General features: G+C 44.6%; 22 protein-coding genes. 4 read left to right on the top strand and 18 right to left on the bottom strand.

The genetic code is table 11. The annotated features are described in order from the left end of the window. Positions 1 to 11: 11 nt before the first annotated feature. Entirely contained in the window at positions 12 to 1,142 is a 1,131-nt protein-coding gene (locus tag PKHYL_RS11990; protein WP_240365269.1) for a ribonuclease Z, read from the top strand. A 96-nt stretch (positions 1,143 to 1,238) separates the two neighbouring features. On the opposite strand, the gene PKHYL_RS11985 is transcribed toward PKHYL_RS11990, so the two are convergent. Continuing rightward, positions 1,239 to 2,183, bottom strand: a complete 945-nt coding sequence (locus tag PKHYL_RS11985; RefSeq protein WP_240365268.1) for an ATP-binding protein — start codon at positions 2,181 to 2,183, stop codon at positions 1,239 to 1,241. An 81-nt stretch (positions 2,184 to 2,264) separates the two neighbouring features. Between PKHYL_RS11985 and PKHYL_RS11980 the strand changes: the two genes are divergently transcribed. Together PKHYL_RS11980 and PKHYL_RS11975 are read left to right on the top strand one after the other, a co-directional pair. Further along, on the top strand, positions 2,265 to 2,435 hold the full coding sequence (locus tag PKHYL_RS11980; RefSeq protein ID WP_240365267.1) for a hypothetical protein: 171 nt from the start codon (positions 2,265 to 2,267) through the stop codon (positions 2,433 to 2,435). Between the two features lie 154 nt (positions 2,436 to 2,589). Then, entirely contained in the window at positions 2,590 to 3,285 is a 696-nt protein-coding gene (locus PKHYL_RS11975; protein ID WP_240365266.1) for a serine/threonine-protein kinase, read from the top strand. 633 nt (positions 3,286 to 3,918) lie between these two features. Here the strand turns inward: PKHYL_RS11975 and PKHYL_RS11970 are convergent. The 15 genes from PKHYL_RS11970 to PKHYL_RS11900 form a co-directional block, all read right to left on the bottom strand. Further along, complete coding sequence (locus PKHYL_RS11970) at positions 3,919 to 4,929, bottom strand: tyrosine-type recombinase/integrase (protein WP_240365265.1); 1,011 nt, start codon at positions 4,927 to 4,929, stop codon at positions 3,919 to 3,921. Positions 4,930 to 5,320: 391 nt separating this feature from the next. Further along, the gene (locus tag PKHYL_RS11965) at positions 5,321 to 5,560 is read right to left on the bottom strand and encodes a hypothetical protein (RefSeq protein WP_240365264.1); all 240 of its coding nucleotides are present in this window, start codon (positions 5,558 to 5,560) and stop codon (positions 5,321 to 5,323) included. Positions 5,561 to 5,562: 2 nt separating this feature from the next. Further along, positions 5,563 to 5,760, bottom strand: coding sequence for a TraR/DksA C4-type zinc finger protein (locus tag PKHYL_RS11960; RefSeq protein WP_093071453.1), 198 nt, complete (start codon positions 5,758 to 5,760; stop codon positions 5,563 to 5,565). A 1-nt stretch (position 5,761) separates the two neighbouring features. After that, positions 5,762 to 6,019: a hypothetical protein gene (locus tag PKHYL_RS11955; RefSeq protein ID WP_240365263.1), complete on the bottom strand. Its 258-nt coding sequence runs from the start codon at positions 6,017 to 6,019 to the stop codon at positions 5,762 to 5,764. Positions 6,020 to 6,221: 202 nt separating this feature from the next. Beyond that, on the bottom strand, positions 6,222 to 6,479 hold the full coding sequence (locus PKHYL_RS11950) for a hypothetical protein (RefSeq protein ID WP_240365262.1): 258 nt from the start codon (positions 6,477 to 6,479) through the stop codon (positions 6,222 to 6,224). Positions 6,480 to 6,513: 34 nt separating this feature from the next. Next, positions 6,514 to 6,753 carry a hypothetical protein gene (locus PKHYL_RS11945; RefSeq protein WP_240365261.1) on the bottom strand — a complete coding sequence of 80 codons (240 nt, stop codon included), beginning with the start codon at positions 6,751 to 6,753 and terminating at the stop codon, positions 6,514 to 6,516. Further along, positions 6,754 to 6,939: a hypothetical protein gene (locus PKHYL_RS11940; protein ID WP_240365260.1), complete on the bottom strand. Its 186-nt coding sequence runs from the start codon at positions 6,937 to 6,939 to the stop codon at positions 6,754 to 6,756. It lies immediately after the preceding gene. A gap of 11 nt (positions 6,940 to 6,950) precedes the next feature. Next, entirely contained in the window at positions 6,951 to 7,124 is a 174-nt protein-coding gene (locus PKHYL_RS11935) for a hypothetical protein (RefSeq protein WP_240365259.1), read from the bottom strand. A 60-nt stretch (positions 7,125 to 7,184) separates the two neighbouring features. Next, on the bottom strand, positions 7,185 to 7,460 hold the full coding sequence (locus PKHYL_RS11930; RefSeq protein ID WP_240365258.1) for a hypothetical protein: 276 nt from the start codon (positions 7,458 to 7,460) through the stop codon (positions 7,185 to 7,187). A 19-nt stretch (positions 7,461 to 7,479) separates the two neighbouring features. Continuing rightward, positions 7,480 to 9,636 (bottom strand): toprim domain-containing protein, encoded by a 2,157-nt coding sequence (locus PKHYL_RS11925; RefSeq protein WP_240365257.1) that lies wholly within the window; start codon positions 9,634 to 9,636, stop codon positions 7,480 to 7,482. After that, complete coding sequence (locus tag PKHYL_RS11920) at positions 9,627 to 10,226, bottom strand: hypothetical protein (protein WP_240365256.1); 600 nt, start codon at positions 10,224 to 10,226, stop codon at positions 9,627 to 9,629. The genes PKHYL_RS11925 and PKHYL_RS11920 overlap by 10 nt, the downstream gene beginning before the upstream one ends. 29 nt (positions 10,227 to 10,255) lie before the next feature. Beyond that, positions 10,256 to 10,447 (bottom strand): ogr/Delta-like zinc finger family protein, encoded by a 192-nt coding sequence (locus PKHYL_RS11915; RefSeq protein WP_075106284.1) that lies wholly within the window; start codon positions 10,445 to 10,447, stop codon positions 10,256 to 10,258. Positions 10,448 to 10,459: 12 nt separating this feature from the next. Then, on the bottom strand, positions 10,460 to 10,621 hold the full coding sequence (locus tag PKHYL_RS11910; RefSeq protein ID WP_240365255.1) for a hypothetical protein: 162 nt from the start codon (positions 10,619 to 10,621) through the stop codon (positions 10,460 to 10,462). Between the two features lie 36 nt (positions 10,622 to 10,657). Beyond that, a complete protein-coding gene (locus PKHYL_RS11905) occupies positions 10,658 to 10,891 on the bottom strand; it encodes a hypothetical protein (protein WP_240365254.1) in 234 nt (77 codons plus the stop codon). A gap of 24 nt (positions 10,892 to 10,915) precedes the next feature. Next, on the bottom strand, positions 10,916 to 11,116 hold the full coding sequence (locus tag PKHYL_RS11900; RefSeq protein ID WP_240365253.1) for a hypothetical protein: 201 nt from the start codon (positions 11,114 to 11,116) through the stop codon (positions 10,916 to 10,918). 119 nt (positions 11,117 to 11,235) lie between these two features. Here PKHYL_RS11900 and PKHYL_RS11895 point away from each other — a divergent pair, with 119 nt between their 5' ends. Next, positions 11,236 to 11,688, top strand: a complete 453-nt coding sequence (locus PKHYL_RS11895; protein ID WP_240365252.1) for a helix-turn-helix domain-containing protein — start codon at positions 11,236 to 11,238, stop codon at positions 11,686 to 11,688. 55 nt (positions 11,689 to 11,743) lie between these two features. On the opposite strand, the gene PKHYL_RS11890 is transcribed toward PKHYL_RS11895, so the two are convergent. Together PKHYL_RS11890 and PKHYL_RS11885 are read right to left on the bottom strand one after the other, a co-directional pair. Continuing rightward, positions 11,744 to 12,382 carry a hypothetical protein gene (locus PKHYL_RS11890; RefSeq protein ID WP_240365251.1) on the bottom strand — a complete coding sequence of 213 codons (639 nt, stop codon included), beginning with the start codon at positions 12,380 to 12,382 and terminating at the stop codon, positions 11,744 to 11,746. Positions 12,383 to 12,393: 11 nt separating this feature from the next. Continuing rightward, positions 12,394 to 13,251 (bottom strand): BRO-N domain-containing protein, encoded by an 858-nt coding sequence (locus tag PKHYL_RS11885; protein WP_240365250.1) that lies wholly within the window; start codon positions 13,249 to 13,251, stop codon positions 12,394 to 12,396.

Here is a 13,251-nt window from a genome sequence, read left to right as displayed (position 1 = left end):
AAATAAAAGACATGACCTATGCTGAAATTAACCTTTTGGGCACCTCCGCAGGCGTGCCGACCAAGCAGCGTAATGTAACGGCATTGGCAATCGAGTGCTTGAATCCTCATGCGTCTGGTTCATCAAAAGGCAACCAGCCGCATAGTAACAGTCAAAATAAAAAGTCGCGCCCGTGGCTACTCATCGATTGTGGCGAAGGCACACAGCAGCAATTACTGCATACCAAACTCTCCTTACGTCAATTGACGGCGATTTGTATTACCCACGTCCATGGCGACCACTGTTATGGCCTGCCAGGGCTGCTGGCGAGTGCCGCGATGTCAGGTCGCCGTGAGCCATTGACGCTCATTGCACCAAAAGCCATCTCGGCGCTGCTTGATGCCTTTATCTTACATACTGAATTATATCTGCCATTTACCCTCAACTTTGTGTCGATAGAGGATCTGTTGTCGCAAGAAGTTAATGTTAATAAAGGTACAGTAAAAATCGACTTGGATAATCAACATCAGCTGATAATAGAGATTTATCCGTTATCACATCGCGTGCCATCTCATGGATTTGGTATCACGCAGACCATCAGCCGTCGCACGCTCAATACAGGTAAACTTATAGCGGATGGTGTTCCAGCAAGCGCGCTTTGGGGCAAGCTACAACAAGGTGAAAATGTCATCACTGAGGATGGTCAGCACTTACATTCAGCAGACTATGTTCATGATGATGTGCAGCGGACAAAGGTAGTAATAGCAGGGGACAATGACACGCCAGAGTGTTTGAGTGAAGCAGTTATGGATGCGGATTTGTTGGTGCATGAGGCCACTTATACGCATGAGGTCATGATGGCCATTCAAGCCCGCAACCCTGACTTTGATCCTATGCATAGTAGCGCGCACATAGTGGGCACATTCGCGCAAAAGATGAGCTTGAAAAACATCATTTTGACTCACTTTAGCGCTCGTTATCAGAGCTTTGATAATCCAGATAGCGAAACGCCAAATATGGCCTATATTCGCTTAGATGCGCAAAGTGTCTACCAAGGCAATATATGGCTGGCAGAAGATTTTGCTCAATATAGCGTCAATGGGGCTATCGACTTGGCAGATAATCAAGCGGGTAGTCAAAGGAGAGTCGCGTGCAGTATGTAGGCTCTGCACGCAGCAATTAGGCATAACTGTAAAGAGATAGTTTCAAAGATATGGCTTAGCGGCTAATATGGCTTAGCGGCTGATATGGCTTAGCGGCTATGATTTACGGTCTTCAATAGCCAATTGTGTTTTGCCGCTCCAGTAACGACTGAATTGATAAGCCACTCGACCTGAGCGTCCACCGCGTTCAGATGCCCAGCGCAAGGCGTCCATTCTGATTTTGTCAGGTAGATTTTCACCGTCCACATCCATTTCAATATCAGTATCAATGCGAGCTGAAATTTTCCGTTGCTCTAAATTTAGATAATGCTGCACAATCTGTAAGTAAGTCTGCTGATCCATAGGATGAAAGGTCAAGGTCAAGCCAAATCGATCTGATAATGACACGGTCTCGTCAATGGTCTCGTAAGGATTGACTTCATCCGTCTGCCCATTATAAATATCAAGATTGTCCTTCATCATTTGTGGTAGCAAGCGACGGCGATTACTGGTGGCATAGACCAGTAGCTTGTCTTGCTCAGAATCAAGCGCGCCATCAAGCACGCTTTTTAGCGCCCGATAACTCTCATCTTGACCGTTAAATGCCAAATCATCACAGTAGACGATATAGCGACAAGCGCAGTCCGCTGGCAGCGCATTAATCGCGGCACGAATCTTGTCTAGCACCTGTAGATCATCACGCGCAATCTCGATAATGCGTAACCCTTCACTGTGATATTCTTGCAGTAGGGCGCGAATCAGCGAGGATTTGCCGGCACCACGTGTCCCTGTCATCAGGACGTGATTGGCAGGATAGCCTTTGAGAAACTGGCGGGTGTTTTGTACCAGTTTTGCTTTTTGCACATCAATACCTTGCAAATCATCCAAACTCAAAAATAAATTGACAGACAAAGGCTGTAGGTGACCAGTACGTCCGCCGACCCAGCGATACGCAAGCTGGCTTGGGTCAATCTCAATGGTTGGTGTGACGTGCTCTTGCAGATACTGGCTAAGCAATGCTAATAAAGGGGCGGGCAGGGCATAATTGTTAGACTGTGACATAATGACTCTAGCGGTAAAGTGGCGGTTGGGTAAAACGATAGTGTGCGATTGCGACTCTATAATATGATGAGAGATAACACTGTGAAAAATAGTGCCAGTAATTTGCCTATTACACAAGCCTTGCAAGCGCAATCTGGACAACTATTGCCAGTCATTACCCAAGCATTGTCAGAGTTACAATATACCCAAATAGTGCATCAGCGTATCAGTCAACAATACAGAGGGAAGCACAGAGCAAACCCAAGAGAGTAAAACGCAAATTACCAAACAACGCAGCAAGCAAAGCTGCTATCAAGGTATAACGCGTGCACGCCATGTAGAGTATGGTAGCGTGATAATTAAATGGGAGCTACGTGCCACTTCAGTTAGACTTCAAAGTGTCTCAGATTTAACTCATGAAATAAGCGTGTTGCAAGCGTTATATACTTCGCAGAAAACCCAAGTTAGCTCTATTACGCCACCTCTATTGGCCTATCATAATGTAGAGGTCGACACATTAGAACAGAGCCAGCAGTTAATGGTATTGGTCATGCCTTATTATGAAAGCAGCAGCTTAGCTAAGCTGTTGAATCACCATGTGTCATTAACAGACAAGCAAAAACATGATTTGATCAAAGAGTCTGCTCATTTAGTCTGCAACCTACACAACGCTGGCTGGCTTCATAATGATATTAAACCCAGTAATATTTTGCTCAGTGATAATCTAACAAGTCACGCCGATAGTGATTGTATAGTGCCTGACTTACTATTGACAGATTTTGCATTAGCCCAAAGAAATGATCGACCAAACGCAATAAATTTTTCTGGCGGAACACCAGCATATTTGGCACCTGAGCGCTGGCAAGGACAAAGAGCAACGATACAAAGTGACATCTATGCCTTCGGTATCATGATGGTTGAAATATTGGTAGGGAAGCGACCATTTAATATAGACCCTCAAAGTAATCAGTCCATGACAGATTGGGCCATTCAGCACTGCCAGCAGTCTATTCCAAAATTACCGCTAGAGTATGTTCGCTATCAAAGTATTGTTGATAAAGCATTGGCAAAGCGAATAGAGAAAAGGTATCAAAGTATGGATGAGGTGATAGCAAATTTATAAAGGTTATAACTAGAAATGCTAAATGACAGACACAAAAAAACCTGCTAAAAAGCAGGCTTTAATATTTGGTCTAAGATGTACTATCCGAAAATGGTGGGGCTGGAGAGACTCGAAACCTCTATGATTATTAATTGCAGGGTTTTGGGGTTGCTAAGTACATGATATTGTTAGAATGTAGTGTTGGGTTAGGCAGGAAGAGCTATCCCATAGGAATCCCACGTAAGATATAAGCAGATCCTGAGCGTGTCCAGCGCACCATCTTATTTTGATGTTTTTAAATTTTTTGGGGTGGTATGCAAACTAGGTAATATAGGTAATCATATTGATTTTATTAGGTTTTTTATGTAATTTAGAGGTAATTATTAAGTAATCAAATACACAGCTAAAAGGTATTAATTGAGAAACTATAAAATGTATATAAATCATATACTTATACTATAGATGTAATAATAATTACTTTTGATTACTATATTAAGGTATTTATAAATAATAATAATATCAAATACTTATATCTGATTTATTAAGCTATTACTATGATTACCTCATATTGCTACCCCTGTGGTATTTTATTACTTAAACCTATAAATGAGGGTATAAAAAAAGCCCTATATTTAGGGCTTTTTGCTGATTGCATTATTGGCTGTTGTCTAGTGCATTGGCTAAGTTACGGATGATATGGCGCGTGTCACTGGGAATGAATTTGCCGTAGTGTTTGTGGATCATGTCTGTATTTACGTGGCCCAGTTGGTTGGCTAACCATTCGGCGCTGATAATGCCTGTCGATAGTACTTGGCTTGCATAAGTATGGCGACCATTGTTTAAAGCGCGATAGGGTATGTCGCATTTATCAAGGTGGCGTTTCCAGCGTTTTTCAAGCTGTGGGTATGTGTAATGGCTACCGGTGCGCGGGTTGTACCAAAGCCACGTTAGATACTGTTCTTCATAGGTGTGGTTGTCTCGCTCAAGTACTTTGACTGCGTGTGGGGTTTTATCAGTTAGTAATTGGCGTTGATTGTCCAAGGCATTTGCTACGATCGGTAGTAGTTCAATTTGCCGTTTGCGTCGTCGGTTTTTAGTCGCCTTATGAATGCCTTTCACAAAGCCACGTCTGATATATGCTGTTGCCTGATCAAAATCAATATCTTCTACGGCCAGTGGCATTAGCTCATGACTGGATAGACCTGACCATAACATGACCGTCCATAAGTTCCGAAAGGTCGTGTCCGTTTCAGTATTGATGATCAAGGCGATTTCTTTACGAGTGAATGGCTCGATGTCTTTGGGATCTTTTGCGTTAAGCTTAATGTACTGGCTTGGGTCGTTAGGGTTGTTTTGATGACGTGCCCAATAACTCCATATTGATCGCCATAAACCTAGTATATCGACAATCGTTTTCGGTGATAGATTGGCTCTAAGCACTTTATATACCCAATATTCGACATCTTCAGCACTGATTTTGCTGATTTGCTTATTTTTCCAATATGGTGTGATGTGGTTGGCCACTTTGCTGGTGTAGGTCGTCCAAGTCGTTGGGGAGACTGTACTTTGCTCGGCATTCTCCCAAACTGGGATGTAATAGCCAAAATATGATGCTTGTCGCTTTGGTGATGATGGGAATACGGCGTCACGGTTAAATATACCCATTTGTATCTGTTGCTCAACCATATCCGCTATTTTTTGGGCGTTAGCCTTGTTTGCTGCGGTTGGTGGCGTGTTTAATAAGGTTTCGCTGTCTTTTCACCGTTTATGTACCAAATAATGCGAATACTGGTTTTGAGTGGTTCAATACTTGCCATTATGTCGTTAATCCTTGCGCTTACATGCTGTTTAATAGGCTTAAACACCTGATATACCTAGCTTTTACAACATTTTCGCGCTATAATAAAGGTCTGGTTTGGTAACTATAGAGCCACTGAAAAGTTCTTGGTTTGGGGCTTTTGGCTCTAACTGTTTGATAAAACAGCCTTCACAATGGTGAGGGCTGTTTTTTTATACCGATTGTACTGCTTTCATTTGATAAACCTGTCATCAATAATTATTGAAAAGGGTTGTCTATGTTGAGCTTCATTGTCTTGGCTTTTTTGTGCGCTAGTCTGGTCAGTTCGTCTATATCGTAGGGTTTATTGTTATGTAAGATGACGCTACCCTCTGGCATCTTTTTGATGGGTGATTTTCTGCCCATGCGATCACGGTTTAGATGCTCATTGACCATACTTTCATCAGTTGCTATGCAAACTTTGTCACGACAACGATATAAGTTTAATGGTAGAGGCATGACTATCTCCGCCGCTCAATGACACTTTGGCAATCAATGCAGCGGGTGACGCCTCCCAAACGCCGACGGCGCTCGGGAATATCTTCACCGCATTCGACGCATTCAGCTAGTGATGGCTGATCAAAACGTGCAGCCTTGGCTAAGTTACGTTCTAACTCTTCTTGCGCCTGGTCGTTGGCGCGGTCGATAATGTCGCTCATGTTAGTTCCTTAGTTTTTTGATTAGTTGTTCGTCAGTCATTGCTAGCATTTCTTCAATTCTGATGTTATCGATGAAGAACCCACCGCCTGAATCATCATTTGCTGCATGTCTATTAATCCACACGAGGCCATCCGCTACCCAAAGCATCATTCCCAAAGGTTTTAATCTTTCGTTCAGTGGCTCCAATGTTTTCCTCATTCCATTCATTGCTTTAAATAAATTTGATTTATGGTCATCGAACGTTAAGTTGTTGCTCATTTCTGTTGGTCCTTATTTCTTAGGTTTCTTTAGCAATGGTGGTGGTGTTCTACTCGGTGTCGGTCTTCTTATGCCCATGCAATTATATTTTTTTGCATGCTCCGCCCTCATTCTCGCGTAGTCCACAATCATATAAAGCGTTGCAAAACCTACAACAAAACCAAGGGCAAAAAACAAAAAGAAAACTGTGTCTATTGGAATATCAAAGGTGTAAGTCATTGCTTTCTCCAATCTTAATTTTAGTGAGCGATTCAAATTTACGTTCTTGGTAGACTTCGACCTTGCAGCGCATTTCAATTTTGTCTTTGTTGATACTGTAATGCTTGCCTTGATAGAGATCTCGCTGCTTGTGCGTTGGGTGCATCGAGCAGTCAATCATCTGACCGCTCACGGTATCGAAGGTCAGCCAATGTAAAGGGCTTTCACGGTTGTAAGGGAATAGGGCGCGGACTAGGTTCATCGACTTGTCTCCATGGTTATTGCCATATCAATAACTATGTTTTTGCATTACCCATCAGCTCAAGGAATATCTCTTCTTGCTCGTCATCAAGATAGCCGGCGTTGTCGATGACTTCTTTCATGGACAGAGATAATTCTTGCTCACGTTGGACTGGTGGAACGGTTCGGATAAAGGTTAAAGCCAATAGTTCAAAAGTTGCGTTATGTTGGAGCTTCGATGCTTCTTGCTGCTGCTGATGTTCTATGGCCATTTGCATTAATTTGTTTAAGTCCATTTAATTGGTTTCCTTATATTGTTTTGATAGCTCAAAGCGAACGTCAATCATTGCCACCACCTCAAAGACTTTCTCGCATTCTGGGCATTGCTCATCCCATGTTTTGAAGTCGTGGATGCCCTCGTCACTCCAGCGCTCTGTGCTCATACCGTGTTTGCAATGTGGACATACAAATAATCTGCTCATATCATTTCCTTTTAAGTGAGACTTAGGTTTTTAGGCATTTCAAATACCCAGCAACGAATGCTACGGCCCGTGATTTGAGACGCTACGGTCTTGTTTGCTGCCACAAACTTGAACTGCCTAGACTGGCGCAGCGCGTGATGCATATCGGATTGTGGCGGTAGGTCATAGCGGTACTCATTATTCATCGCAATCGCCTTCGCTATTTTTAAATGGGTTCATGGTTTGGGTTCCTTTTTGTTCTGATATCAAAGATTGGCTTTCTTTTGGGATAAGGGGATTAGGTCCACAGGTACAGCAAATTCCCATTTATTACCGTCTTTACAGACAAATATGCCGTTTTCATCTTCTTTAATAATGAGCGTCACTCCTGCAGGACTATTTACATAGGTACACCAGTTAAGAGCAGCTTCATCGCTCTCATCTGATATTACGCAATGCACTCCGCCACCTTCATATTTCTTAAGCATTGCTCTAGTCAGATCACTGCCTTTAATCTCGTTTTTTGAAGTTTGTAATGTCATGATGTTTATTCCTTTGTGATTAAGTGAGACTTAGGTTTTTAGGCATTTCAAACACCCAGCAACGAATGCTACGGCCCGTGATTTGAGACGCTACGGTCTTGTTTGCTGCCACAAACTTGAACTGCCTAGACTGGCGCAGCGCGTGATGCATATCGGATTGTGGCGGTAGGTCATAGCGGTACTCATTCGCAAGCTGATAGATCTCTGGCATACTGATCGCCAATAGATCTGGGTTTTTGCTGTGGTTGATATGCAAACGGCGGATATGATGACCAGCACCTTCGATTGTGTTGGGCGCTGCATTCAATCGTTCGAGTACATCAAAGAACTGGATATTGAGCGGGTGCTCGGTATCAAGCGTCTGATCGCGTTCGGTTGCCATGTTAAATACTTCCTGCTTAACGGCCCCGTCCAAGCGCTGCAAATCTGGCAATACCAGTTTCATCGCATCAAACATGGCGAGTATCTGCGCGTGGCAATGAGCAACACGGAAAGCTTTGACACCGCTGTCTTTTAACCAGTTCTCATGCGCTATTTTGGTATCAAAAAACACCTGCAGTATCTTGTCTTCCATCTTGAGGATATCGACCAAGAAATGACTGACATCTTCGGTCTGTAGTGCCTCAATGCGTCTGGCCGCTGCTTCAGAATCGCGGGTCTGGTTGTCCAATGCAAAGAATAGGTGGCAGATACGGCTTAGCACTGCCTTGGACGCTACCACGGGCAAATTCTGACTGATGACGATAGTGCCACGAAACGGTGGCTCATAGACTTCGTTGCCGGCTGACTTGACGCCGCGTGTACCAATCGTGCCGCCGTCATATAGGTTTTTTAGTTCGTCCCAATTGAACTGACTGTTGCGACCAGTGCCGGCACCATCACGGTCAGACTCAATAAAGACACTAGGCATATTTGAGGTTTGTGATAATGAGCGCAGACGACCGGCTTTGGTGGTTTTGTTGGGATCGATACCCTCGTAGCCATCACGACCTATCAAGCGCCAGAAAAAGCTAAGTAAGGTTGATTTACCAGTACCAGGCTCACCTACAATTTCTAAAAAAGGAAAGGACTTTTGACGATCACGTACTTGCTGGGCAAACAAGCTGCCCATGAAGCCGACCAGACTAATGACACCTTGGACGCCCCAGCCAGTTATGATGTCCGCTAGCCAATTTGCAGGTTCTTTGGGTTTGTCGCCTATGCGAATATTTGGACTGGCCGCTAATGTCTTTAGGCTCTTATTATTGGGCAGGTCAAAATAGTCGTCTTTATTGAGCGCGTAAGTCACACCATGACGGATTGCGGTGTCATTGAAAATATAGGTCTGGTGGTCTTTGCTGTAGCCTATAAAGTCGATGGTCTCAACGGTTTTGATACCGTTAATCATGCGTCCCAACATAATGTCGAGCTGCTTTGAATTGCCTTGATAAATGACGCCAGGCGCGACTGATAATAGGCGCTTTTTAAACTCACCAGCGGCCGACAGTTGACTGCCAGTAAAGGTATTTTTAGTGTCGCCTTGTGATGTGCGAATACGAAAGAAGTACCAGCTCTCATCTGTCACTAAGTTTTGCTGATAATAGAGTGCTTGCGGCTGACAGTTCATGATTTGGGTGACAGTCATGCAAGACTGCATTAGATCGTCATGCCAAAGCTGTACGGCTTCTTTTAACTCTTCTTCAGTATTGAATAGATCCTCTGTCGGTTCGCTGTCTGCGTCCATTTGCTTGGCTTTATCAAAGCTTTCGCTGTCTACTTTTACCCAGTAGGTGCAACTGTTGAAAAACATATAAAAGCTAGTGGTGCCATACTGGTTGTACGTCAGTAGCGCCTTGTCCTTTGCTGTCTCAGCAATAAGCAGCTCACCATAAAAGCGGTAGCGTTCAAGGTCTGTCTTGGTGAGTTTTCCCGCTTTGTGTAGGTCGTTCCAGTCTGCACCGTCGCTGTACTCACTTGACTGAGCGGCGGTGACTTCCCAGCCGTTTTGGCGTGCGGTGGCCACTAGCTTGTCAGTGGCTTTGCGTCCCGCATGGTCGCTATCGAGTGCAATGATAAGCTTGGGCAGTGGCTTACCAAGCTCTACCATTCGCGTCTTTATTTGCGCTAAGGTGTGCGCTGGGAAGTTACCGGCGGTGATATTGCTAATGGCATGTAAGCCGTTCTCAGTCAATGCCATGGCGTCAAAGATACCCTCAGTGATCCATAGTTCTTTGACATACGGCCAGACGCCATGCTGTAAGTGCAGCTTTGGCGGTAGCCATGCGTGACCTCAAACTTAAAACCGTCTTGAACTCTTGCTTTTTTTATTCCTACAGCGGGTTCAATCAGGCGCTGCCAATAACCAATAGTGCTTCCTTCGCTAGTAACGTTAAAGCGCACAGTTGGACAAGTAAAACCTGTCTCATAATCCTTGAATACTTCCTGGCTATAGCTGCCTTGCCATTTGACAATATCAAAGCCACGTCCCGACTGAAGATAAGCATCGGCGGTGGCATTTGGATTGCTAGGCGTTGGTGGGTTTTTCTTCGTCCAATTGGCGAATATGTCTGGGTAAATATCGCGAGTAGATGCTTGGTAATTGCATTTATTAGTGCGGCCACACTGAATCGTCCACGGCGCATCAGCACCGGTGAACAACTCCTTTTGCCGCATGACGGGCAGCGGCCATAACGCAAAAACTTGACGGTCGCTTGAGAATTTGAGACCATAATCTTGTACGAGGCGAGTGATTAGCTCGCTACGGGTATCATCTTGCATGGTTTGCATAATATTGCTCGTCTGGTTTGGTAGTTTGGTTAGGCATTTGCGCTGATTGGTTTGTCTTTCTGCACGTCTGGCTTGACTATCGAGCGTACATACTCTTGCTGAGTGACGAATATATGTCCGCATTCATCGTTTTTGCAGCGGTGTTCTATATCGCGTAAGTAGTCAGTAATGACGCGGGTACGCAGGATTAAACAGTTGGAATGACAAGCTGGACAGCGCATATATGACCTCTTTTAGTGTTTGATGATGAGTTGTAGCTCTTTATCTGTTTTAGCGAGTGCTTGTCTCAGTGCCCAAGCGACAAACTCATCGACGCTTACTCCATACCCGGCAGCCTTACGTTCAAGTAAGCGCTGCTCTGCAGGGGTTGGGTGGATATAGATATCGTTAGGCATGGCTGGTGACTCCTGAGGCACTGACTGGTGCCGCCGTCATCGCCAAAAGTGACCTAATGGCATCTCGACTGTGTTTTGTGATGGCAGTATCATGGCGATAGGTTGTTCGCGGAACATCAGGTCATGGATCTTGCTCATCGCTAACTGGCGGACGAGGGTAGCGAGCTCCACACCTGAGCGTTCGGCATGGGCCAGTAAGATTTGATAGTCATAATGATCGACACTGACTTTGATGGCGTTATCGCGTAGTTTTTTGGTGTTTGGGTTCATGGTTTGGTTTCCTTCTGGGTTTGATTATTGATTCTGTTCGGCTAGTTCTATTTCACGACCTTTTAAATAACGGCGCATAGTTATAAAACTCATGGAACGTTGTTCACTGTCGGCGACTTGACTCAGCTCAGCATGGTCTTCAACTTCTAAGCGGACAGGGATGCTAATGCGCTTGGTTTTCTTCAGCTGGCCTTTTTGAGTGGCTGATAATGTGGTTTGGTTCATTTTGGTGGTATCCTATGTTTACGAAGTGAATTAGATTGTTATATATCACTGATAACAGGGACATATTATCACATAATATTGTGATGTCACTATATTTTTTGATTTTTAAGGGGTTTTTTATGGATTCTGCAAAGATAGGGCAACGTATTATTGACGAGCGTACTCGTTTAGGCATGAAGTCCATCGACACCGCAAACACTTTAGGTATTCATCAAAATACCTTTCGAAACTATGAGTCTGGTAAAAGTGACTTACCAACGTCTTATTTAGCTAAGCTCTGGGATGCTGGGTTTGATGCGATGTATATATTGACGGGGCAGAGAATCGGTGATGTGGCAGCAGACGTGATAAACAACGGTGAAAGCTACGTCCCAAGCTATCATCAGCGTCTAATTCATTTACCTGAAATTATGGACTTGGATAATCCATCGGATAGGCTATTGGGTGCGATGTATCACGCAGAAGAAGCATTGGTGCAAGCTGGGGCAAGTGCTAACGAGGACTACGATTACAAGACATTAGCGACGCTGGGTCTTGGTATGATCGATACAGTCAAACGAGGCAATCCATAAGAAGCAGGCACAAAAAAACCAGTCACTCGGACTGGTTTTTTGTGCAATTAAATTATTAGAACGCATTGTCTGACATATCTTTTTGACTGTGCACCAAGTCCAGTAGGTCGCTGCTGGTCATGCTGATACGGGCATTCGGGTCTGCTACGTGCAGTGTCTCTGCCATATCAATGATGATACTACGCAGTGATTGAATGGTGTCTTGCTGCTCTATGTACACTTCTTCAAGATGCACAGCTCTTTTTATCCACCGCCGACTAGCATCACATTTGTCAATTTCATCTGCTGGTGACCCTCCAAGGTCAATCTGAGCCAGCTCTTCGGCCAGCTCGTCAGTCTTTGCTGGTTTGCTATAGTCTAAACGTATTGCATCTATGCGCTTTCCATCTATTTCTGATATTCCATTAACTACATAATGCTCCAATAGCCTCGGCTCTTCTAGGCTAGACAGTGCGCCTGTAATTGATCTTTTACTATAGTGCTTGTCACAGTGTGACTGTATGAGCTGCTGTATCTGATAGATATCGAGCGTCATAATGGTTGGGTGACTGGGTGTATGGTCGGTTTGGATACTGTGCTGACGTTCGCTAACAAATAGCGCATTAAATAAATTGCGTATGATGCGCTCGTGATGTTGGCTGATGTCGGCTTTCATTGTGTAGTCACGCAGACTTTTATTTGATTGAGTAGTCATGATAGTGCCCCTTATACTTTTGCAATGGCGGTTTGGCCAAACGATTTGATAAATATCCAAACACGGCGTGATTTATTCGTTCGCTCGCTCGCTATGACAGCATTGGCACGATGAAAGCGTGGCGTGTCGCTCAGGCGTAGCGCCTTATATAACAGGCTGGTATCTGGTAGCTGCCACGGCTCTGCTAACTCATAAACCTCGGGGATGCTAATCGCTAGCTCATGCGGCTTGTGACTGTGGTTGAGCGCCGCGATGTTTTGTGTGGCGATAAAGCCCCAAAACTGGTCAAGGGCGTATTGCATCTCAGGCGTCATGACTGGTGCTGGGTTGGTAGTGTGTACTTTACTGCCCATTACCTTATGCAAGGCGTTAATGACTTGCTGCTCGCTGTGCCCTGTAAACTGTGCCATCTCGGGAATGGTCATCGAGCGGGAGTAGCGCACCCAGTCGGCATCGGTGATGGCGGGTGGCTGCTCGGGTTTGCCATAGCTACCAGTCTTACGAATTTGAGGCAGTACTTTAGACGTTACCCAGTGCTTAAACCGTTTTGCTTCGGCTTTGGTGCTGCCAAATATGAGTGCGTACATCCCACTTTCATTGACGAAGTTAAGTTTTTGAGTTTTACGCGCTTTTGATGTACCGTCCAGATTCTGGACACCCCTTTGATGTGACCTCCAATTTCTGGAGGTCACATACTCAACGTGAGTTTTAATGGCTTGATGTGGATTACCAAAACCTAGCATCTTGGCCAGACTGGTGGCTGCTATCCATAACTCATTGTTAATGACTTGAGTGTCCAAGGCTTGGTTTTCAAAGCTAAGCGCCATGACTTCGTTGTTACCTTTATTGGTTGTGTTATACTGTGACAT

Origin of the sequence: Psychrobacter sp. KH172YL61 (assembly GCF_007182895.1) — a bacterium.
Taxonomy (GTDB): Bacteria; Pseudomonadota; Gammaproteobacteria; order Pseudomonadales; family Moraxellaceae; genus Psychrobacter; species Psychrobacter pacificensis.
Note: the sequence above shows the minus strand (reverse complement) of the source record. Positions and strands in the feature narration are given on the sequence as shown.

Excerpts from the sequence above, each read along its gene's own strand:
- PKHYL_RS11990 (WP_240365269.1), top strand. The coding sequence starts at position 12 with ATGACCTATGCTGAAATTAACCTTTTGGGCACCTCCGCAGGCGTGCCG.
- PKHYL_RS11985 (WP_240365268.1), bottom strand. The coding sequence starts at position 2,183 with ATGTCACAGTCTAACAATTATGCCCTGCCCGCCCCTTTATTAGCATTG.
- PKHYL_RS11970 (WP_240365265.1), bottom strand. The coding sequence starts at position 4,929 with ATGGGTATATTTAACCGTGACGCCGTATTCCCATCATCACCAAAGCGA.
- PKHYL_RS11965 (WP_240365264.1), bottom strand. The coding sequence starts at position 5,560 with ATGCCTCTACCATTAAACTTATATCGTTGTCGTGACAAAGTTTGCATA.
- PKHYL_RS11960 (WP_093071453.1), bottom strand. The coding sequence starts at position 5,760 with ATGAGCGACATTATCGACCGCGCCAACGACCAGGCGCAAGAAGAGTTA.
- PKHYL_RS11955 (WP_240365263.1), bottom strand. The coding sequence starts at position 6,019 with ATGAGCAACAACTTAACGTTCGATGACCATAAATCAAATTTATTTAAA.
- PKHYL_RS11950 (WP_240365262.1), bottom strand. The coding sequence starts at position 6,479 with ATGAACCTAGTCCGCGCCCTATTCCCTTACAACCGTGAAAGCCCTTTA.
- PKHYL_RS11945 (WP_240365261.1), bottom strand. The coding sequence starts at position 6,753 with ATGGACTTAAACAAATTAATGCAAATGGCCATAGAACATCAGCAGCAG.
- PKHYL_RS11940 (WP_240365260.1), bottom strand. The coding sequence starts at position 6,939 with ATGAGCAGATTATTTGTATGTCCACATTGCAAACACGGTATGAGCACA.
- PKHYL_RS11935 (WP_240365259.1), bottom strand. The coding sequence starts at position 7,124 with ATGAATAATGAGTACCGCTATGACCTACCGCCACAATCCGATATGCAT.
- PKHYL_RS11930 (WP_240365258.1), bottom strand. The coding sequence starts at position 7,460 with ATGACATTACAAACTTCAAAAAACGAGATTAAAGGCAGTGATCTGACT.
- PKHYL_RS11925 (WP_240365257.1), bottom strand. The coding sequence starts at position 9,636 with ATGGCATTGACTGAGAACGGCTTACATGCCATTAGCAATATCACCGCC.
- PKHYL_RS11920 (WP_240365256.1), bottom strand. The coding sequence starts at position 10,226 with ATGCAAACCATGCAAGATGATACCCGTAGCGAGCTAATCACTCGCCTC.
- PKHYL_RS11915 (WP_075106284.1), bottom strand. The coding sequence starts at position 10,447 with ATGCGCTGTCCAGCTTGTCATTCCAACTGTTTAATCCTGCGTACCCGC.
- PKHYL_RS11910 (WP_240365255.1), bottom strand. The coding sequence starts at position 10,621 with ATGCCTAACGATATCTATATCCACCCAACCCCTGCAGAGCAGCGCTTA.
- PKHYL_RS11905 (WP_240365254.1), bottom strand. The coding sequence starts at position 10,891 with ATGAACCCAAACACCAAAAAACTACGCGATAACGCCATCAAAGTCAGT.
- PKHYL_RS11900 (WP_240365253.1), bottom strand. The coding sequence starts at position 11,116 with ATGAACCAAACCACATTATCAGCCACTCAAAAAGGCCAGCTGAAGAAA.
- PKHYL_RS11895 (WP_240365252.1), top strand. The coding sequence starts at position 11,236 with ATGGATTCTGCAAAGATAGGGCAACGTATTATTGACGAGCGTACTCGT.
- PKHYL_RS11890 (WP_240365251.1), bottom strand. The coding sequence starts at position 12,382 with ATGACTACTCAATCAAATAAAAGTCTGCGTGACTACACAATGAAAGCC.
- PKHYL_RS11885 (WP_240365250.1), bottom strand. The coding sequence starts at position 13,251 with ATGTCACAGTATAACACAACCAATAAAGGTAACAACGAAGTCATGGCG.